Origin of the sequence: Solwaraspora sp. WMMD792 (genome assembly GCF_029626105.1) — a bacterium.
GTDB lineage: Bacteria > Actinomycetota > Actinomycetes > Mycobacteriales > Micromonosporaceae > Micromonospora_E.
In genome coordinates this window covers 6,592,768-6,611,329 of sequence record NZ_JARUBH010000009.1, presented here as the reverse complement: position 1 = coordinate 6,611,329, position 18,562 = coordinate 6,592,768, and the positions used below count along the sequence as shown (strand labels likewise).

The 18,562-nt window shown below is 69.5% G+C and carries 26 protein-coding genes; 1 reads left to right on the top strand and 25 read right to left on the bottom strand.

Features of this window, described 5'->3' with window-relative positions:
- Nucleotides 1–256 precede the first annotated feature (256 nt).
- From O7629_RS30815 to O7629_RS30805, 3 genes are all read right to left on the bottom strand, one after another.
- Nucleotides 257–1,237 (bottom strand): aldo/keto reductase, encoded by a 981-nt coding sequence (locus O7629_RS30815; RefSeq protein ID WP_278174745.1) that lies wholly within the window; start codon nt 1,235–1,237, stop codon nt 257–259.
- Between the two features lie 28 nt (nt 1,238–1,265).
- Complete coding sequence (locus tag O7629_RS30810) at nt 1,266–2,942, bottom strand: ATP-binding cassette domain-containing protein (protein ID WP_278173714.1); 1,677 nt, start codon at nt 2,940–2,942, stop codon at nt 1,266–1,268.
- 96 nt (nt 2,943–3,038) lie between these two features.
- Nucleotides 3,039–3,653, bottom strand: a complete 615-nt coding sequence (locus O7629_RS30805; RefSeq protein WP_278173713.1) for a methyltransferase — start codon at nt 3,651–3,653, stop codon at nt 3,039–3,041.
- Nucleotides 3,654–4,468: 815 nt separating this feature from the next.
- Here O7629_RS30805 and O7629_RS30800 point away from each other — a divergent pair.
- The gene (locus tag O7629_RS30800; RefSeq protein ID WP_278173711.1) at nt 4,469–5,248 is read left to right on the top strand and encodes a hypothetical protein; all 780 of its coding nucleotides are present in this window, start codon (nt 4,469–4,471) and stop codon (nt 5,246–5,248) included.
- Between the two features lie 7 nt (nt 5,249–5,255).
- Here O7629_RS30800 and truA read toward each other — a convergent pair whose 3' ends face one another.
- The 22 genes from truA to rplN all read right to left on the bottom strand — a co-directional run bounded on the left by truA (nt 5,256) and on the right by rplN (nt 18,493).
- Nucleotides 5,256–6,089, bottom strand: coding sequence for a tRNA pseudouridine(38-40) synthase TruA (truA, locus tag O7629_RS30795; protein WP_278173709.1), 834 nt, complete (start codon nt 6,087–6,089; stop codon nt 5,256–5,258).
- A gap of 140 nt (nt 6,090–6,229) precedes the next feature.
- The gene (gene rplQ, locus O7629_RS30790; protein ID WP_278173707.1) at nt 6,230–6,805 is read right to left on the bottom strand and encodes a 50S ribosomal protein L17; all 576 of its coding nucleotides are present in this window, start codon (nt 6,803–6,805) and stop codon (nt 6,230–6,232) included.
- 34 nt (nt 6,806–6,839) lie between these two features.
- Nucleotides 6,840–7,862 carry a DNA-directed RNA polymerase subunit alpha gene (locus tag O7629_RS30785; RefSeq protein WP_278173705.1) on the bottom strand — a complete coding sequence of 341 codons (1,023 nt, stop codon included), beginning with the start codon at nt 7,860–7,862 and terminating at the stop codon, nt 6,840–6,842.
- Nucleotides 7,863–7,989: 127 nt separating this feature from the next.
- Nucleotides 7,990–8,616 (bottom strand): 30S ribosomal protein S4, encoded by a 627-nt coding sequence (gene rpsD / locus O7629_RS30780; RefSeq protein WP_278173704.1) that lies wholly within the window; start codon nt 8,614–8,616, stop codon nt 7,990–7,992.
- A gap of 14 nt (nt 8,617–8,630) precedes the next feature.
- Nucleotides 8,631–9,038 carry a 30S ribosomal protein S11 gene (rpsK, locus tag O7629_RS30775; RefSeq protein ID WP_007073011.1) on the bottom strand — a complete coding sequence of 136 codons (408 nt, stop codon included), beginning with the start codon at nt 9,036–9,038 and terminating at the stop codon, nt 8,631–8,633.
- Nucleotides 9,039–9,099: 61 nt separating this feature from the next.
- Nucleotides 9,100–9,480, bottom strand: coding sequence for a 30S ribosomal protein S13 (gene rpsM / locus O7629_RS30770; RefSeq protein WP_123606127.1), 381 nt, complete (start codon nt 9,478–9,480; stop codon nt 9,100–9,102).
- 242 nt (nt 9,481–9,722) lie between these two features.
- A complete protein-coding gene (rpmJ, locus tag O7629_RS30765) occupies nt 9,723–9,836 on the bottom strand; it encodes a 50S ribosomal protein L36 (protein ID WP_012184307.1) in 114 nt (37 codons plus the stop codon).
- A gap of 87 nt (nt 9,837–9,923) precedes the next feature.
- On the bottom strand, nt 9,924–10,145 hold the full coding sequence (gene infA, locus O7629_RS30760) for a translation initiation factor IF-1 (protein ID WP_007073013.1): 222 nt from the start codon (nt 10,143–10,145) through the stop codon (nt 9,924–9,926).
- A gap of 389 nt (nt 10,146–10,534) precedes the next feature.
- Entirely contained in the window at nt 10,535–11,113 is a 579-nt protein-coding gene (locus O7629_RS30755; RefSeq protein WP_278173703.1) for a DUF1707 domain-containing protein, read from the bottom strand.
- An 88-nt stretch (nt 11,114–11,201) separates the two neighbouring features.
- Nucleotides 11,202–12,050 carry a type I methionyl aminopeptidase gene (map, locus tag O7629_RS30750; RefSeq protein WP_278173702.1) on the bottom strand — a complete coding sequence of 283 codons (849 nt, stop codon included), beginning with the start codon at nt 12,048–12,050 and terminating at the stop codon, nt 11,202–11,204.
- Nucleotides 12,051–12,056: 6 nt separating this feature from the next.
- Nucleotides 12,057–12,710 carry an adenylate kinase gene (locus O7629_RS30745; RefSeq protein ID WP_278173701.1) on the bottom strand — a complete coding sequence of 218 codons (654 nt, stop codon included), beginning with the start codon at nt 12,708–12,710 and terminating at the stop codon, nt 12,057–12,059.
- Entirely contained in the window at nt 12,711–14,042 is a 1,332-nt protein-coding gene (secY, locus tag O7629_RS30740) for a preprotein translocase subunit SecY (RefSeq protein WP_278173699.1), read from the bottom strand.
- 231 nt (nt 14,043–14,273) lie between these two features.
- Nucleotides 14,274–14,717 carry a 50S ribosomal protein L15 gene (gene rplO / locus O7629_RS30735; protein ID WP_278173697.1) on the bottom strand — a complete coding sequence of 148 codons (444 nt, stop codon included), beginning with the start codon at nt 14,715–14,717 and terminating at the stop codon, nt 14,274–14,276.
- Nucleotides 14,717–14,899 carry a 50S ribosomal protein L30 gene (gene rpmD, locus O7629_RS30730; RefSeq protein ID WP_199757998.1) on the bottom strand — a complete coding sequence of 61 codons (183 nt, stop codon included), beginning with the start codon at nt 14,897–14,899 and terminating at the stop codon, nt 14,717–14,719. Before rpmD ends, rplO begins: the two co-directional genes overlap by 1 nt.
- Nucleotides 14,900–14,927: 28 nt before the next feature.
- On the bottom strand, nt 14,928–15,542 hold the full coding sequence (gene rpsE / locus O7629_RS30725; RefSeq protein ID WP_123606133.1) for a 30S ribosomal protein S5: 615 nt from the start codon (nt 15,540–15,542) through the stop codon (nt 14,928–14,930).
- A 69-nt stretch (nt 15,543–15,611) separates the two neighbouring features.
- Nucleotides 15,612–15,995, bottom strand: a complete 384-nt coding sequence (rplR, locus tag O7629_RS30720; RefSeq protein ID WP_347403741.1) for a 50S ribosomal protein L18 — start codon at nt 15,993–15,995, stop codon at nt 15,612–15,614.
- Nucleotides 15,996–16,003: 8 nt separating this feature from the next.
- Complete coding sequence (gene rplF, locus O7629_RS30715; protein ID WP_278173695.1) at nt 16,004–16,546, bottom strand: 50S ribosomal protein L6; 543 nt, start codon at nt 16,544–16,546, stop codon at nt 16,004–16,006.
- A 17-nt stretch (nt 16,547–16,563) separates the two neighbouring features.
- On the bottom strand, nt 16,564–16,971 hold the full coding sequence (gene rpsH, locus O7629_RS30710) for a 30S ribosomal protein S8 (protein WP_123606136.1): 408 nt from the start codon (nt 16,969–16,971) through the stop codon (nt 16,564–16,566).
- A gap of 78 nt (nt 16,972–17,049) precedes the next feature.
- The gene (locus O7629_RS30705) at nt 17,050–17,235 is read right to left on the bottom strand and encodes a type Z 30S ribosomal protein S14 (RefSeq protein WP_007465272.1); all 186 of its coding nucleotides are present in this window, start codon (nt 17,233–17,235) and stop codon (nt 17,050–17,052) included.
- Nucleotides 17,236–17,238: 3 nt separating this feature from the next.
- Nucleotides 17,239–17,808 (bottom strand): 50S ribosomal protein L5, encoded by a 570-nt coding sequence (gene rplE / locus O7629_RS30700; RefSeq protein ID WP_278173693.1) that lies wholly within the window; start codon nt 17,806–17,808, stop codon nt 17,239–17,241.
- Nucleotides 17,808–18,128, bottom strand: a complete 321-nt coding sequence (gene rplX / locus O7629_RS30695; RefSeq protein WP_123606138.1) for a 50S ribosomal protein L24 — start codon at nt 18,126–18,128, stop codon at nt 17,808–17,810. The genes rplE and rplX overlap by 1 nt, the downstream gene beginning before the upstream one ends.
- Complete coding sequence (gene rplN, locus O7629_RS30690) at nt 18,125–18,493, bottom strand: 50S ribosomal protein L14 (RefSeq protein ID WP_123606139.1); 369 nt, start codon at nt 18,491–18,493, stop codon at nt 18,125–18,127. The genes rplX and rplN overlap by 4 nt, the downstream gene beginning before the upstream one ends.
- Between the last annotated feature and the right edge of the window lie 69 nt (nt 18,494–18,562).

Below are 18,562 nucleotides of genomic sequence, written 5' to 3'. Positions count from 1 at the left end.
ACCGACGAGTTCAACAATGCTGCGGGCACGTTGCCACCTCCTGATATGCCACTCACCGACGACAGAATGATCGACAGACGACATTCACTATCGAGTGGACATATCTCTACCACAACGCCACGACGCCATTGCTGAACCGCTAATTGATCATCGGCGGAAGTCCAGCCGAGGAGACAAGATCATGTGAGGCTCAGATACCTTACGAGCGCGACGTAGGGTATCTGAGCCTCACATGATCTTGTGGATGCAGTTCCGGTCAGCTCAGCGAGCCGCCGGGGCCGGCGGGCTCCGGCAGGATCGACCGCAGTTCGGCGAGGTCGGCGGCGTCCGGCTGCCAGGTCCCGGCGGCGGCGTTCGCCCGTACCTGCTCGGGGGTGGTCGCCCCGGCGATCACCGACGCCACGGCCGGCTGCGCGGCCAGGCCGCCGATCGCGACGGTGAGCAGCGGCAGGTTTCGCTTCGCGGCGTACGCGTCGAGGGCCTCGATGACGTCCCACGGCGCCCCGGCGAGCCGGGCGGCGTACCGGCTGCTCTCGCCGGCCAGCCGGCTGCCGGGCGGCGGCGCCTCACTCCGGCGGTACTTGCCGGTCAACAGCCCGTCGGCGAGCGGGAAGTACGGCAGCAGCCCCAGTCCGAAGCGCTGGCAGGCCGGCACCACTTCCTGCTCCACCCGCCGGTCCAGCAGGTTGTACTCGTTCTGCGCACTGACGAACGGCGACAGCCCACCGGTACGCGCGGTCCACGCCGCATCGGCGATCTGCCAGCCGGCAAAGTTCGAGCAGCCCAGATAGCGGACCTTGCCGCCGCGTACCAGGTCGTCCAGGGCCTGCAGGGTCTCCTCGATCGGGGTGACCGGGTCCGGCTCGTGGAACTGGTACAGGTCGATGTGGTCGGTGCCGAGTCGACGCAACGACGCCTCGACGGCCCGCACGATGTACCGCCGCGAGCCGCGTACCCCGTGGTCGACGCCGTTCATCCCCGACATGTCCATGCCGAACTTGGTGGCCAGCACCACGTCGTCACGGCGGCCGCGCAGCGCCGCCCCGAGCTGTTCCTCGGAACCGCCCGAAGGCGTGCCGTAGATGTCGGCGGTGTCGAACAGGGTGATCCCGGCGTCGATCGCCGCGTCGACCACCGCCCGGGTGCCGGCGGCGTCGAGCTTGCGGCCGAAGTTGTTGCAGCCGACCCCGACCGCCGACACCATCAGCCCGGAGTTGCCCAACCGGCGGTAGATCATCTCAGTCACACCGGCCAGCCTACGACGGTCAACGGACGTCCCAGACCGGCTCGGGGACCTCGACCACCTCGCCGTCGCCCTGGAACAGCACGAACCGGTCGAACGACCGGCTGAACCAACGGTCGTGGGTGACCGCGATCACCGTACCCTCGAAGGCCTTCAGCCCTTCCTCCAGCGCCTCCGCCGACGCCAGGTCCAGGTTGTCGGTCGGCTCGTCGAGCAGCAGCAGGGTCGCGCCGGACAACTCCAGCAGCAGCACCAGGAACCGGGCCTGCTGGCCACCGGAGAGGGTGCCGAACCGCTGGTCGCCCTGGCCGGCCAGGTCGTAGCGGGACAGCACGGCCATCGCCGCGTGCCGGTCCATCCCGTCGCGGTGGTCGTCGCCGCGCCACAGTACGTCGGCGAGGGTCTGGTCGAGCAGTTCCGGCCGGTCGTGGGTCTGCGAGAAGTGGCCGGGACGCACCCGGGCGCCGAGCCGGACCATGCCGTCGTGGGCCACCGGGGCCAGCGTCGCGCCGGCGATCGGGCCGGCCGCCGGGTCCGGGTCGGTGCCGCCCCGGGCCAGCAACCGCAGGAAGTGCGACTTGCCGGTGCCGTTGGCGCCGAGCACCGCGACCCGGTCGCCGTACCAGATCTCCAGGTCAAACGGGTAGGTCAGCCCGTCAAGCTCCAGCTGCTCGCAGATCACCGCCCGTTTGCCGGTGCGGCCGCCGGACAGCCGCATCCGCAGCGACTGGTCCTTCGGTGGCAGCGGCGGCGGGCCGGCCTCCTCGAACTTGCGCAGCCGGGTCTGCGCGGCCTGGTACCGCGAGGCCAACCCGTCGTTGTACGCCGCCTTCTGCTTGTACATCAGCATCAGCTCGCGCAGCTTCTCGTGCTCCTCGTCCCACCGGCGACGCTGCTCCTCCAGCCGGGCGTGCCGGGCGACCCGCGCGGAGTGCCAGCTGGCGAAGCCGCCCGGATGGGTCCACGCGGAGCCGCCTTCGACGGCGACCACCCGGTCGGCGGTCTGGGCCAGCAGCTCCCGGTCATGCGAGACGTAGAGCACCGACTTGGTCGACTCGCGCAGCCGCTGCTCCAGCCACCGTTTCCCGGGTACGTCGAGGAAGTTGTCCGGCTCGTCGAGCAGCAGCACCTCGTCGGTGCCACGCAGCAGCAACTCCAACGCGAACCGTTTCTGCTGTCCACCGGAGAGTGTCCGGACGGGACGGTCATGGACCCGTTCCCACGGCAGGTCGAGCACGGCGGTGGCCACCGTGTCGAAGACGACCTCGGCCTCGTAGCCGCCGGCTTCGCCCCAGGCGGCGAGGGCGTTGGCGTACCCGATCTGGGTTTTCTCGGCGGCGGCCGGGGTCGCGCCGGCGGCCTCCGCGGCATGCACGGCCCGTTCGGCGGCGGCGAGCCGTTCTCCTGCGGCCCGCAGCGGCGGCGGGGCGAGCGACAGTGCCAGGTCGGCGAGGGTACGGTCGTCGCCGATCATGCCGATGAACTGCCGCATCACGCCGAGCCCGCCGGCGCGGGCGACTGCTCCGGTGGCCACCGGCAGGTCACCGGCGACCATCCGCAGCAGCGTCGTCTTGCCGGCGCCGTTCGGACCGACCAGTGCCACCTTCGCACCCTCACCGACCCGGAACGACACGTCGGCAAAGAGCTCCCGACCATCCGGCAGGGTGTGCCCCACCGCGGCCACGTCCACGTATCCCACCCAGGCATGGTGCCTGATCGGGCCTGTCGTCGGCAGCTGAGATTCGCGCCGCCGGCTGGGCGTCCGGCACTGGCTCTGGCTTACCTGGCCTACCGGTCAGTCGGCGTGGTGGGTGACCCGCAGCACCCGGTAGCCCTTCTGGCTGGCGTGCCGATCCACCTGCCAGCCCTGCTCCCGCAGCCACTGCTGCACCGAGTCGCCGCCCAGGTAGCGGGCGATGACCAGCCAGCCGACGCCGCCCGGGGCGAGGCGGGGCAGCCAGCGGGCGAGCAGGGCGTGCAGTTCCGCCTTGCCGACCCTGATCGGCGGGTTGGACCACAGCTGGGTGAAGGTGAGCTCCGGCGGCACGCAATCCGGATCAGCAACCCGGACCCGGTCGGCGACGCCGAGCCGGTCGGCGTTGAGCAGGGTGAGCTCGCGGGCGCGGGCGTTGACGTCCACCGCGTAGACCGTTGCGGCCGGTGCCTGGTCGGCCAGCACGCAGGTGATCGGGCCGTACCCGCAGCCGAGGTCGAGGAAGGGACCGGGGTCGGTCGGCGCGGGCAGGTCGGCCTTGCGCAGCAGTACGGCGGTGCCCGGGTCGAGCCGGCCGGCGGAGAACACCCCGGCGGCGGCGGTCAGCGGGTAGTCGCGCCCGGCCACCGTGAACTCGATCTCCGACCGTACGTCCGCGGTGCCGGGTTGCGGGCTGAAGTAGTGGTCGCCGGTCACCGGGGCATTGTCGCCCAACCTGGGTACGGCGTTGACGGCGGTCACCACGATCGATAGGGCTTATGCCCGATCTTCAATTGATGCAAGTCTTGACCGGCAGCTCTCCCCCCAATCCGTCCGTTACTCTGTGCGATATGACGTACGGGTACGAATCCGGCGCGGACCGCCGGCCGATTCGACCCGATCAATCGGCTCGGCCGCCGGGGTCCGCCGGTGTACCGCCGACGCCACCGCGCCCCCGGCCCCAGCCGACACCCCGAGCACACCCCGGTGGACAGCCGTCACCGCGACCGCGCCCCGGGGCCCAGCCGCCGCCGGGAGCACACCCCCGCGCCCAGCCCCAACCGCATCCCCGCGCTCAGCCCCAACCGCATCCGGGGCTGCCGAGTCGGCCGCCGCCTGCCGCACCGCCGCCGGGTGCCGGGCCGGCGCACTACGCCGTACCGCGCGGCACCGGGCCGGCGCGCTACGCCGTACCGCCGCCGGGCGTCGCGCCGCCGCAGCGCGGTGCCGGCCCGGCACACTACGCTGTGCCACCGCCGCAGGCATTCCGGCCCCCGCCGGCATTCCCGCCGCCGGCCGCACCGAGCCCGGCGGGCGGCGCGCCGCCCGCCGGCGGACCTACCGCGCCCGGATCGCCTCGGAGTCCCAGGACACGTCGTCAGGCCGGACGTCGGCGGCCGGGCACCGCCCCGCCGCCGGGCAGGACCCCCCGACCGCGTCGACCCCCGACCGACGGTCCCACTGAACCTCACGGCCGGCGACCGACCGGGCCGGCCACGGCAGTGTGGTCGTCGACAAAGCTGTGGCAGGTCGTGATCAGCGGCGTCGCCGTCCTGCTGATGCTCGGCGTCTGCGGGCTGAGCTCGTACTTCATCGTCGTGGACGAACGTAACGGGCGGGCGGCGGCGGGTGCACCGGCGGCGGCACCGACCGTGGTCCCCCGGGACATCAGCTCCCGGGAGGCCGACCCGCAGCCGCTCACCGTTGAGGAGGTCTTCCCGACCGGTGACATCGTGATCGACCCGGCCGAGCCGCCGTACCGGCTGCTGAAGACCCAGATCGAGGAGCGCTGCCGGGCGGCGGTCGCCGGCGACATCGGCACCCTGCTCGACGAGCTCGGCTGCAACCAGGTGGTCCGCGGCACGCTACGGTCACCGACCGGCGAGTACCTGATCACCACCGGGGTGTTCAATCTGGCCGACGCCTCCGGCGCGGAATGGGCACACACCCGGATCAAGCCGATGGTCGACGAGGAGAAGGGCCGCTTTCAGGGCATGATCGCCGACGAGGGGACCGAGGCGATCGCGCTCTCCTCCGCCCAGGTCGGCTGGCACTCGCTCGGCCACTTCCTGATGTACTGCGTGATCGCCCGCGCCGACAGCGAACCGGTGCCCGCCGACGACCCGTACGCCCGGCAGATCCTCTTCGACATGCTGCAACTGCACCTGCAGGCGAACGTGCTGGAGAAGCGGGCAGTGCAACCGGCAGCACCGGACGAGCCGGCCGAGTCCGACGGCGATCCCGCAGCGGCCGACGGCGAGTCGGCACCGGATGCAGCCGACGCCGGGGCCGACGCGGCAGCAGCTCGGTGACCGGCCGTCAGTCGGCAGCCGGTAGCCGCAGCCGGCGGGTGACGCTGGCGCGGGCCGCGTAACCTGCCGGGTCGGTGGGGTAGCCGACCTCGACCAGGGTGAGTCCGTGCGGCGGGGCGACGGTGACCTCACTGGACCGTTCCCGCCGGGTCAGCAGGCTGCCCGGCCAGTCGACCGGCCGGCGGCCGTCACCGACGAACAGCATCGCCCCGACCAGGCTACGCACCATCGCCTGGCAGAACGCGTCCGCCTGTACGGTGCCGATCAGTGTCCCGTCCGCGTCCCGGTGCCAGTCCAGCCGGGTGATCTGCCGGATCGTGGTGGCGTGCTCCTTGCGCCGGCAGTACGCGGCGAAGTCGTGCTCGCCGACCAGCTCGGCGGCGGCGGCGTTCAGCGCGGCCAGGTCGAGCGGACGGGGCCAGGCGAGGGTGTCGTGCCGGCGCAGCGGCTCCGCACCGTACGGGGCGTCGGTGACCCGGTAGGCGTACCGCCGGTAGGTGGCCGCGAACCGGGCCTCGAAGTCGGCCGGCACCTCGGTGACCGCCCGCACCCGGACGTCGCGGGGCAGCGTACCGGCGAACCGGCGCAGCAGCGTCGCGGACCGTTCGCTCCACACCTCGGCCGGCACGTCGAGGTGGCACACCTGGCCGGTGGCGTGCACCCCCGCGTCGGTACGCCCGGCCACGGTCAGCCCAAGTGCGACGCCTGGCCCGAACGCCCGGTCCAGGGCCTCGGTCAGCACCCCGGCGACGGTCCGCCGCTGCGGCTGCACCGCCCAGCCGGAGAAGTCGGTGCCGTCGTACGCGACATCGAGCCGCAGCCGGACGTACCCCTGCCGCACCTGATCCTCCTGTGTCGGATGGTTGCCGGAAAGGTCGCGTGGTTGCCGGAAAGACGGTGGGACCCGACGCCGCTGTCGCAGCGCCGGGTCCCACCGGATGTGGTCGTCACCGACCAGGCCGTGTCGCCCTAATCGGCGGCTCAGGCCTTGTTGTCGCCTTCGCCGGCCGGGGCGGCCTGGGTGGCAGCGGTGTCGGTGTCACCGGAGGCCGACACCGGCGGCTCGGCGTCCTGGTCGGCCGCGGTGTCCGCGTCGGTACGCGCGGCCGGTGCCTCGTCGGCACCGGCGAGCGCCTCGACCTTGTCCTGCTGGGCGGCCGCCCGACGGTCGGCCTTGGCCGGCGCCGGGGTGGTCACCACCAGCTCCTCGACCAGCTCGATGATCGCCATCGGGGCGTTGTCGCCCTTACGCGGTCCGGTCTTCACGATCCGGGTGTAGCCACCCGGACGGTTGGCGAACCGGGGCGCGATCTGGTCGAACAGCTCGAAGACCACGTCCTTGTCCCGCACGACGGTCAGCACCCGACGGCGCGAGTGCAGGTCGCCCCGCTTGGCCTTGGTGATCAGCTGCTCCGCGAGGGGACGCAGCCGCTTCGCCTTGGTCTCGGTGGTCTTGATCTTGCCGTACCGGAACAGCGAGGTGGCCAGGTTGGCCAGCATCATCCGCTCGTGCGCGGGGCTGCCGCCGAGGCGGGGGCCCTTGGTGGGCGTGGGCATGGTTGGTGCTCCTCAGTGGTGGCGGCAGCCGGCGTTACAGCTGCTCGGTCTCGCGGTAGTCGTCGGTGTCGTAGTCGGCTTCGCTGAAGGAGTCCACGACGTGTGCCGGGTCGAAGTTGGGCGCCGAATCCTTCAGACCCAGCCCCATCCCGGCGAGCTTCATCTTGACCTCGTCGATCGACTTCTGACCGAAATTCCTTATATCGAGGAGGTCCGCTTCGGTCCGCCCGATCAGCTCGCCGACGCTGTTGATGCCCTCGCGCTTGAGGCAGTTGTACGACCGTACGGTCAGGTCCAGCTCCTCGATCGGCAGCGCCAGGTCAGCGGCCAGCTGGGCGTCCTGCGGCGACGGCCCGATGTCGATGCCCTCCGCGGTCTCGTCCAGCTCGCGGGCCAGGCCGAACAGCTCGACCAGGGTGGAGCCGGCCGAGGCCAGCGCGGTACGCGGCCCGATCGACGCCTTGGTCTCGACGTCGATGATCAGCCGGTCGAAGTCGGTCCGCTGCTCGACCCGGGTCGCCTCCACCCGGTAGGTGACCTTGAGCACCGGCGAGTAGATCGAGTCGACCGGGATCCGGCCGATCTCGGCACCGGCCTGCTTGTTCTGCGCGGCGGTGACGTACCCGCGACCCCGCTCGACGGTGAGCTCCATGTCGAGGCGGCCCTTGCCGTTGAGGGTGGCCAACTTGAGGTCCGGGTTGTGCACCGAGACCCCGGCCGGCGGCTGGATGTCTCCGGCGGTCACGTCACCGGGGCCCTGCTTGCGCAGGTACATGCTGACCGGCTCGTCGTGCTCGGAGCTGACGCACAGCTCCTTGACGTTCATGACCAGCTCGACCACGTCCTCCTTGACGCCGGGGATCGTGGTGAACTCGTGCAGCACGCCGTCGATCTTGATGCTGGTGACCGCCGCGCCCGGAATGGAGCTGAGCAGGGTACGCCGCAGCGAGTTGCCGAGCGTGTAGCCGAAACCCGGCTCCAACGGCTCGATGGTGAACAGGGACCTCGTGTCGCTGATCGACTCCTCGGACAGAGTCGGCCGCTGGCTGATGAGCACGTACTTCTCCTTGGGTCGGGGCGACCGCTATATGACGCCCGTCGGTCGTGCGCCCGTCGACGGGGGCCGGGCCGGTGCCGTACGTCGGTGACGCCGGTCGACCGCGACCCCCCGTCGACGGGGTGGCTCACTTCGAGTAGAGCTCGACGATCAGCTGCTCCTGAACCTGCGTGTCGATCGTCTGACGCGCCGGCATGGAGTGCACGAGGATCTTCATCTGGCTGGGGATCGCCTCCAGCCAGGCCGGGACGGTCTTGGAACCGGCTTCGCCCTGGGCGACCAGGAACGGGGTCAGCTCCTTCGACTTCGTCCGCACCTCGACGATGTCGTGCTCCTTGACGCGGAACGAGGGGATGTCGACCTTCTTGCCGTTGACCATGAAGTGCCCGTGCTTGACCAGCTGGCGCGCCATGTCCCGGGACTTGGCGTAGCCAGCCCGGTACACGACGTTGTCAATCCGGGACTCCAGGATCTGCAGCAGCACCTCACCGGTCTTCGCCTGCTTGGCCACTGCTTCCTCGTAGTAGCCGCGGAACTGCTTCTCCAGCACGCCGTACACCCGGCGGGCCTTCTGCTTCTCCCGCAGCTGGAGGAGGTACTCGGTCTCCTTGGTCCGACCACGGCCGTGCTGGCCGGGCGGGAAGGGCCGGGATTCGAACGGGCACTTCGGCCCATCGCACTTGCTGCCCTTGAGGAACAGCTTCATCTTCTCCCGCCGGCAACGGCGGCAGTCAGCACCCGTGTAACGAGCCATCTCTTCCTAACCTCTCAGACCCGGCGACGCTTCGGCGGACGGCACCCGTTGTGCGGCTGCGGCGTGACATCGGAGATCTGCCCGACCTCCAGGCCGACGGCCTGCAACGAACGGATGGCGGTCTCCCGGCCGGAGCCGGGGCCCTTGACGAAGACGTCGACCTTGCGCATGCCGTGCTCCATCGCCCGCCGGGCGGCGGCCTCGGCGGCCAGCTGTGCGGCGAACGGCGTCGACTTGCGGGAGCCCTTGAAACCGACCTGGCCGGCGGAGGCCCAGGAGATCACCGCACCGGTCGGGTCGGTGATCGAGACGATGGTGTTGTTGAAGGTGCTCTTGATGTGCGCCTGCCCGTGGGCGACGTTCTTGCGTTCCTTGCGCCGGACCTTCTTGACAGCGGCTCCAGCGCGAGCCTTCGGTGGCATAAGTTTTCTGCGCTCCTATTGAACGATCGAGGTATCCGGGCGAGCCCGGCGTCGGCCAGGACTACTTCTTGCCCGGCTTCTTCTTGCCGGCGACGGTCCGCTTCGGGCCCTTGCGGGTCCGGGCGTTGGTCCGGGTGCGCTGGCCGTGCACGGGCAACCCGCGGCGGTGCCGGATGCCCTCGTAGCAGCCGATCTCCACCTTGCGGCGGATGTCTGCGGCAACCTCCCGACGCAGATCACCCTCGACCTTGAAGCTGGCCTCGATGTGATCCCGGAGCTGGACCAGCTCCTCGTCGGTGAGGTCCCGGACCCGCTTGTTCGGGTCGATGCCAGTCGCGGCAAGCGTGGCGATCGAACGGGTCCGGCCGATCCCGAAGATGTAGGTGAGCGCGATCTCCATCCGCTTCTCGCGGGGCAGATCCACGCCGACTAGACGTGCCATGTGCGGGCGTACTCCTCAAGTGGTGTGCACGGAGGTCTGAGCCCGCCCCACCCCGGCTGCCCTCGCCGACCACCCACCTGGGTGGGCCGGCATGCCGGGCCCCGGCCTCCGACCGGGGGTTGCGCCGCGGACACGGCGACCTGGTCACCGGGTGCTCGCGGCTGGAACGAGCATGTGCTGTTGTGCGATCGGCCGCCTGAACCGCCCCGTCGCCGGCCCGGCTCCTGCCGGTCGGCTCGGGGTCAGCCCTGGCGCTGCTTGTGCCGGGGGTCGGTGCAGATGACCATCACCCGGCCGTGCCGGCGGATCACCCGGCACTTGTTGCAGATCCTCTTGACGCTCGGCTTGACCTTCACGGTGTGCCTTACTTCCGTTGACGCCCGACCGCATACACGGTGCGGGCTTGAGGACGGACACGGGACGCCCCGGCCGCCGTCAGGCGGTTACTTGTAGCGATAGACGATGCGCCCTCGGGTGAGGTCGTACGGCGAAAGCTCGACGACGACCCGGTCCTCGGGCAGGATGCGGATGTAGTGCTGCCGCATCTTGCCGCTGATGTGAGCCAGTACCTTGTGGCCGTTGGCGAGCTCTACCCGGAACATGGCGTTCGGTAGTGGCTCGATCACTCGACCTTCGATCTCGATGGCCCCGTCTTTTTTCGGCATGTCCTCCGCTGTCCTGACGTCGGTTGCTCGGGATCGGCTCACAACACCATTCGCGGACGGACCCGTCCGGCCTGCCGACCGTACCGATTCGACCGCGCCAGCCGCGGCTCCAGACGTCTGACGACGGGCTCGACCCGGGTTACGGAAACCCAGGCGACACCCGATCAGACACGGCCTGCCGAAGCGCAGAGCAGGCACGCTGGAGTGGACGCTGTGCGCCGATCTATCAGTGTACGCGGGTTGTCACGCGGACAGCAAACCGCGCGCTGCCGCAGGTCAGCATACCCGACAAAGCAGCAGGAGCAGGGAGTTTACCGGCGACCCGCCGGGCGTCAGTCAGGCCTTCGGCCGCCGGCCGACCGCATGGCGTCCGCTGTGCGGCCCGGTGGCTACCCCTGGCCCGGGGCCGGACCGTCGGCCCCGCCGGACTCATGCTCGAGCCGCTTGCGTTCCGCCTTCTCCTGCTTCGCCAGGTGCCGCCGGGCCTGCTTGGCCGCCCACTGTTGCGGCTCGCCCTTGATCAGACCCAGCACGGTGGTCACCAGCAGCACCGCGCCCCACGGGCCGGCCACCCAGCCGGGCCAGAAGTACAGCAGGTCCTGACTCATGACGCAGGTCACCGCCCAGATCGCGATGGTGATCCCGACCGCCGTGCCGTACCCGTCCCACTCGTTGACCAGCCACCGACGGGTCGCAGCGGGGTAGCGTCCGTCCGGGCCGGGAGTCAACTCGGCGGGCAACCCGTCGGTGACGACCGGGGCCAACTGCGAGCGTCCGGCGGCGGTCACCGGCGGCAAATCGTCGAGCAGGCCGTCCAGATCGCCGTATGTCTTCGCCGCGTAGGCCCGCTGCAGCCGCTCGTCGAACTCGGCAAGATCCAGTCGACCCTCGCTCAGCGCGTTACGCAACCGCTCGGCCACTGCTTCCCGGTCGGCGTCGGCCGCCCGCATCCCGTCCCGCCGATCCATGGCTACCAGCTTGACACCCCGGTGCCAGCCCGACCAGACCGGCACCGGACCTGACCAGAGAGCGGCCGGAGCCGGGGCAGGCCCCGGGTCAGCGTCGGGAATCGGCCGGCTGACGGGCGGTCACCAGATCGCCGAGCCGGGAACGGCCGCCGTCCGGCGCGGTCAGCACCCAGACGCCGTCCGGCAGCAGCGCCATCGAATGTTCGACGTGCACCGCCATCGACCCGTCCCGGGTCACCACCGTCCAGCCGTCGGCGAGCTCGTCGGTGCGGGCCGACCCCTCGGTGATCATCGGCTCGATGGCCAACGCCATCCCCGGGACCAGGCGCGGGCCCTTGCCCGGCCGGCCGTAGTTGAGCACGTGCGGGTCCTGGTGCATCTCGGTGCCGATCCCGTGGCCGCCGTAGCCCTCGACGATGCCGTACCGGCCGCCCGCCCGGATCGCCCGTTCCACCGCGTACGAGATGTCGGTGAGCCGGCCACGGCCACTGACCGCACCGCGCGCCGCAGCGGCGATCCCGGCCCACAGCGCGTCCTCGGCGACCGTGATCATCCGCAGCAGTTCCGGACGTACCTCCCCGACCGGAGCGGTGAAGGCCGCGTCGCCGTGCCAGCCGTCCAGTACGGCCCCGCAGTCGACCGAGATGACGTCACCGTCGCGCAGCACCTGCCCGGCGGCCGGGATCGCGTGCACCACCTGCTCGTTGACCGAGGAGCAGATGGTCGCCGGGTAGCCGTGGTAGCCCTTGAACGACGGGACAGCGCCGGCGTCGCGGATCGTCTCCGCGGCGATGGCGTCCAGGTCGGCGGTGGAGACGCCGGGGGCGATCGCCGCCCGCATCCGGGCCAGGGCGTCGGCGACCACCAGGCCGGCGGCGCGCATCCGGTCGATCTGCTCCGGGGTCTTCAGCTGGATGTCCAACTGCTGGCGGCGCATCGGACGCTACCCGCCGTACGAACGCAGGGCGTCGATCGCGCGTACGGTGACGTCCTCGACCGGCCCGGTGGCGTCGATCCCGACCAGCTTGCCCTGGGCACCGTAGAAGTCGACCAGCGGCGCGGTCTTCTCGGCGTACTCCACCAGGCGCTGGGCGATGGTCTCCGGCTTGTCGTCGTCGCGCTGGAACAGCTCGGCGCCGCACCGGTCACAGCGGCCCTCGGTCGCCGGCGCGTCGAACTCGACGTGCCAGATCTTGCCGCAGCCGCGACAGGTACGCCGACCGGACAGCCGCCGGATCACCTCGTCGTCGTCGACGACCAGCTCCAGCACCAGATCCAGCGCGGTGCCGAGGTCGGCCAGCAGTTTGTCCAGCGCGGCGGCCTGCGGAGTGGTCCTCGGGAAACCGTCGAGCAGGAAGCCTTCAGCGGCGTCCGGCTCGGCCAGCCGGTCCCGGACCATGTTGATGGTCACTTCGTCCGGGACCAGCTTGCCGGCGTCCATGTATCGCTTGGCCTCGACACCCAGCGGCGTGCCCTGGGAGACGTTGGCCCGGAAGATGTCCCCGGTCGAGATCTTGGGCACGACCAGGTGAGCGGCGATGAACTCGGCCTGGGTCCCCTTCCCCGCCCCGGGGGGACCGACCAGTACCAGCCTCATCTACCGGAGGAACCCTTCGTAGTTGCGCTGCATGAGTTGGCTCTCGATCTGCTTCACGGTTTCCAGACCGACACCGACCATGATGAGCACGGCGGTGCCACCGAACGGGAAGTTCACGTACTGGTCGCTGTCCAGCCAGATGAAGAAGAAGTTCGGCAGGACGGAGATGAGGCCGAGGTAGAGCGCACCGGGGAGGGTGATCCGGCTGAGGATGAAGTCGAGGTACTCGGCCGTGGGCCGGCCCGGCCGGATGCCGGGCACGAAGCCACCGTACTTCTTCATGTTCTCCGCGACCTCGGTCGGGTTGAACGTGATCGACACGTAGAAGTACGTGAAGAAGATGATCATAAAGAAGTACGTGACGATGTAGATCGGGCTGGTCGGGTTCGCCAGGTTGTTCTGGATCCACGCCTGGACCTGACCAGGGTCGTTCGGATCGAAGAACTGCAGCCCGAGCTGCGGCAGGTAGAGCACCGACGAGGCGAAGATCACCGGGATGACACCGGCCTGGTTGACCTTCAACGGGATGTAGGTCGAGGTGCCGCCGTACATCCGCCGGCCGATCATCCGCTTGGCGTACTGCACCGGGATCCGGCGCTGTGCCTGCTCGATGAAGACCACTGCGGTGATGACCACCAGGACCAGCACGATCACCAGGCCGAACATGCCCCAGCCGTGGGTGTTCTTGATGGCCCAACCCTCGCTGGGCAGCCGCGCCGCGATCGAGGTGAAGATCAGCACCGACATACCGTTGCCGACGCCCCGGTCGGTGATCAGCTCGCCGAGCCACATCACCATGCCGGTGCCGGCGGTCATCGTGATGACCAGCACGCTGAGCGTCAACCAGGTCGGCAGGCCGGTCCCGTCCGGGATGATCGGCCACTGGTCGCACTGGTTGTTGAACAGCTGCCCGGAGCGGGCCAGCGCGACGAACGCCGAGGCCTGCAGGATGCCCAGGCCCAGGGTCAGGTACCGGGTGTACTGGGTGATCTTGGCCTGGCCGGACTGCCCCTCCTTGCGGAGCTGCTCCAACCGCGGAATCACCACGGTGAGCAGCTGCAGGATGATCGACGCGGTGATGTAGGGCATGATGCCCAGCGCGAAGACGGACAGGGACAGCAACGCACCGCCGGAGAAGAGGTTCAGCAGGGTGAAGACCCCGCTGGAGTCCCCGGACTCCAGGGCGGTGATGCACTGCTGCACGTTGCCGTACGACACGCCTGGGCTCGGCAGCGTGGCGCCGAGCCGGTAGATCGCGACGATGAAGACCGTGAACAGCAGCTTCTTGCGCAGGTCAGGCGTGCGGAACGCACTGAGAAAGGCGGAGAGCAACTTCTTCCTCCTGCGCGAGGCGGCCGCCGGATGTTCTGGCGGGTCGGGGTGGGTGCGGAGCGCCCGATATCCATGGCTGGCATCGGACTCTAACAGTCCGGCGTCGGTCTGGGCAGGCGTGCCCTAGAACATACACCGGTCCCGATATTAACGGGACGGAGGCTTCACCAGTAGGCCGTGGCGCCCGTCAGTCGCGGACAACTGAGCGAGCGCCACGTCCAAGCTGGGTGTTCAGAGCTCGGTGACCGAGCCGCCAGCTGCGGTGATCTTCTCCTTGGCCGACCCGCTGAACGCGTGCGCCGACACCTGGAGAGACACACCACCGAGGTCGCCGCTGCCCAGCACCTTGACCGGCTGGCCCTTGCGGACCGCACCGGACTCGGCCAACTGCTGCGGACCGACCTCACCACCGTTCGGGAAGAGCTCCGCCAACCGGTCCAGGTTGACCACCTGGTAGACGACCTTGAACCGGTTCTTGAAGCCCTTCAGCTTCGGCAGACGCATGTGGATGGGCATCTGCCCACCCTCGAACGCCGCCGGGATGTTCTTGCGGGCCTTGGAGCCCTTGGTGCCCCGACCGGCGGTCTTGCCCTTGGAGCCCTCACCGCGGCCCACCCGGGTCTTCGCGGTCTTGGCCCCCGGCGCCGGCCGGAGGTGGTGGACCTTGATCGCCATTACTCGACCTCCTCGACCTTCACGAGGTGGTTCACGGTGAAGATCATGCCCCGGATCTCGGGCCGGTCCTCCTTGACCACCACGTCGTTGATCCGCTTCAGACCGAGCGACCGCAGCGACTCCCGCTGGTTGCGCTTGGTCCCGATCCCGGACCGGACCTGGGTCACCTTCAGACGTGCCATCACAGCCGCCCTCCGTTCATCTTCGCTGTCACGCCCCTGCGCCCGCGCGGGACGCGAGCATCGCGGCTGGGGCCACGTCCTCGACCGGCAGGCCACGCCGGGTGGCGACCGCCTCCGGCGACTCCAGGCTCTTCAGCGCGGCGACCGTGGCGTGCACGATGTTGATCGGGTTCGACGAGCCGAGGCTCTTGGAGAGCACGTCGTGGATGCCCGCGCACTCCAGCACCGCACGCACCGGGCCACCGGCGATCACACCCGTACCGGCGCTCGCCGGCTTCAGCAGGACCACGCCAGCGGCGTCCTCGCCCTGCACCGGGTGCGGGATCGACGCGGCGATCCGGGGCACCTTGAAGAAGTGCTTCTTGGCCTCCTCGACACCCTTGGCGATCGCCGCCGGCACCTCCTTGGCCTTGCCGTAACCCACGCCGACCGTGCCGTCACCGTCGCCCACGATCACCAGGGCGGTGAAGCTGAAACGCCGACCGCCCTTCACGACCTTGGCGACCCGGTTGATCGCGACGACGCGCTCCAGGTGTGGGGTCTTCTCGACGGGCGCGTTGCCGCGACCGCCCTCACGGCGGTTGTCGCGGCGACCACCTTCGTTGCCACCGGACCCGCCGCCACGACGCTGTTGACCTGGCATCAGCAGCCTTCCTTCCTACTCGTGACGGGGTTTGCTTCGATTTGCGTCTGGACAGGCATCAGACGGCCGCTAGAACTCGAGTCCGGCTTCGCGGGCGGCGTCGGCCAGCGCGGCGATCCGCCCCGCGTACCGGTTGCCCCCACGGTCGAACACGACCTTGGAGATACCTGCCGCCTTGGCCCGCTCGGCGAGCAGCGTGCCCACCTTGCCGGCCAGTTCGCTCTTGGCACCTGCGGTACCCCGCAGCGACGCGTCCATGGTCGACGCGGACGCCAGGGTGTGGCCCTTGGTGTCGTCGACGATCTGGGCGACCATGTGCTTCAGGGAACGGGTGACCACCAGGCGCGGCCGCTGCGCGGTCCCGCTGAGGTTCTTGCGCACCCGGAAGTGCCGGCGCGCCCGCCCGATGGCACGCCGCGCGGAGACGCTGCCGCCCGCCCGACGCTTCAGCAGTGTGGCGCTCACTTCTTACCTGCCTTTCCGGCCTTGCGGCGGATGACCTCGCCCTGGTACTTCATGCCCTTGCCCTTGTACGGCTCCGGCGGGCGGATCTTCCGGATGTTGGCGGCGACCTCACCGACCTGCCACTTGTTGATCCCGGCCACGTGGAACAGCGTCGGCCGCTCCACGGTGAAGGTGATCCCCTCCGGGGCCGGCACCAGCACCGGGTGCGAGAACCCGAGCGCGAACTCCAGGTCCTTGCCCTTGGCGGTGACCCGGTAACCCGTACCCGCGATCTCCAGGGTCTTGCGGTAACCGTCGGTCACCCCGATGACCATGTTCGACACCAGGGTGCGGCTCAGCCCGTGCAGTTCCTTGGCCTGGCGCTCGTCGTTGGCCCGGTTGATCTGGAGCTGACCGTCCTCGGCCCGCTCAACGGTGATCGACTCGGGCAGGACGTGCGACAGCTCGCCCTTGGGGCCCTTGACCGTGATGGTCTGGCCATCGATCTTGACATCGACGCCGGCCGGCACCGGGATCGACTTACGTCCAATACGCGACATTGTTACCAGTCTCCCGATTACCAGACGAAGGCGAGGACTTCCCCGCCCACGCTCCGCTTACGGGCCTGCCGGTCGGTGAGCAGCCCCTGGGACGTCGAAATGATCGCCACGCCCAGGCCGCCGAGCACCCGGGGCAGCTCATCCGACTTGGCGTACACCCGCAGACCCGGCTTGGACACGCGCTTGATCCCGGCGAGGCTGCGCTCCCGGTTCTGGCCGTACTTCAAATCGACCACCAGCCGCCGGCCGACGGCACCCTCCGCGGGGTCCTCGACCTGCCAGGTCGAGATGTAACCCTCGGCCTTGAGGACCTCGGCGATGTTCGCCTTGACCTTCGAGTACGGCATCGTCACCCGGTCGTGGTACGCCTGGTTGGCGTTGCGCAGACGGGTCAGCATGTCTGCGATCGGGTCGGTCATCGTCATGGGTCTCGTCAACCTTTCTCGCCGGGGTTCCCGGTGGCTGTGCCACCGGGCCTACGGCGAAGACCTGTCAAGGTGGGGTTACCAGGAAGCCTTGGACACGCCGGGCAGCTCACCGCGGTGCGCCATCTCCCGGATGCAGACCCGGCAGAGGCCGAACTTGCGGTAGACCGCCTTGGGCCGCCCGCACCGCTGGCAACGGGTGTACGCGCGCACCGAGAACTTCGGCTTCGCGGCGGCCTTGATGATCAGCGCCTTCTTGGCCATAGCTCAGTTCTCCTTGAACGGGAAGCCCAGGAGCTTGAGCAGCGCCCGGCCCTCGTCGTCGGTCTTGGCGGTGGTCACCACCGTGATGTCCATGCCCCGGGTGCGGTCGATCCGGTCCTGGTCGATCTCGTGGAACACCGACTGCTCGGTGAGCCCGAAGGTGTAGTTGCCGTTGCCGTCGAGCTTGCGACCGTCCAGCCCGCGGAAGTCCCGGATCCGGGGCAGCGCGATGGACAGCAGCCGGTCCAGGAACTCCCACATCCGGTCACCACGCAGGGTGACCTTCGCGCCGATCGGCATCCCCTCGCGGAGCTTGAACTGCGCGATCGACTTGGTCGCCCGACGCACCTGCGGCTTCTGACCGGTGATGGTGGCCAGGTCACGCATGGCGCCGTCGATCAGCTTGGCGTCCCGGGCGGCCTCGCCGACACCCATGTTCACGACGATCTTGACGAGCCCCGGAACCTGCATCGGGTTCGCGTACTGGAACTGCTCACGCAGCTGCGCGATGGTCTCCTCGCGGTACCGCTGCTTGAGGCGCGGCGCCGGCCTGGTCTGGGTAGCGGTGGTCATCACAGGTCCTTACCGTTGCTACGCGCGATCCGCACCTTCTGGCCGCTGTCGTCGAACCGGTAACCGACCCGGGTCGGCTTGCCGTCGGAGTCGAGCACCTGCACGTTCGAGACGTGGATCGGAGCTTCCTGGGTGACGATGCCACCGGTCTGCCCGCCGCGCTGGGTGGTCTGGATGCGGGTGTGCTTCTTGATCCGGTTCACGCCTTCGACGAGGACCTTGTCCTGCCGTGGGTAGGCCGCGATGACCTTGCCCTTGGCACCCTTGTCCTTACCGGCGATGACGACGACCGTGTCGCCCTTCTTCACCTTCACGGTCACAGCACCTCCGGCGCCAAAGAAATGATCTTCATGAACCGCTTGTCCCGCAGCTCACGCCCGACCGGGCCGAAGATGCGGGTACCGCGCGGGTCCCCACCGTCCTTGATGATGACGGCAGCGTTCTCGTCGAAGCGGATGTACGACCCGTCCGGCCGCCGCTTCTCCTTCGCGGTCCGGACCACGACGGCCTTCACCACGTCGCCCTTCTTCACGCCGGCGCCGGGAATCGCGTCCTTGACCGTCCCGACGATCACGTCGCCGATGCCTGCGTAGCGCCGACCGGAGCCACCGAGCACCCGGATGCACAGGATCTCCCGGGCACCCGTGTTGTCGGCGACACGCAGTCGCGACTCCTGCTGGATCACGTCTATCTCCTATGTCTGCCAGTCCTCCGGTCACCCGGAGCTTGGAAGAACCTGGTCCGCGCTACGCGC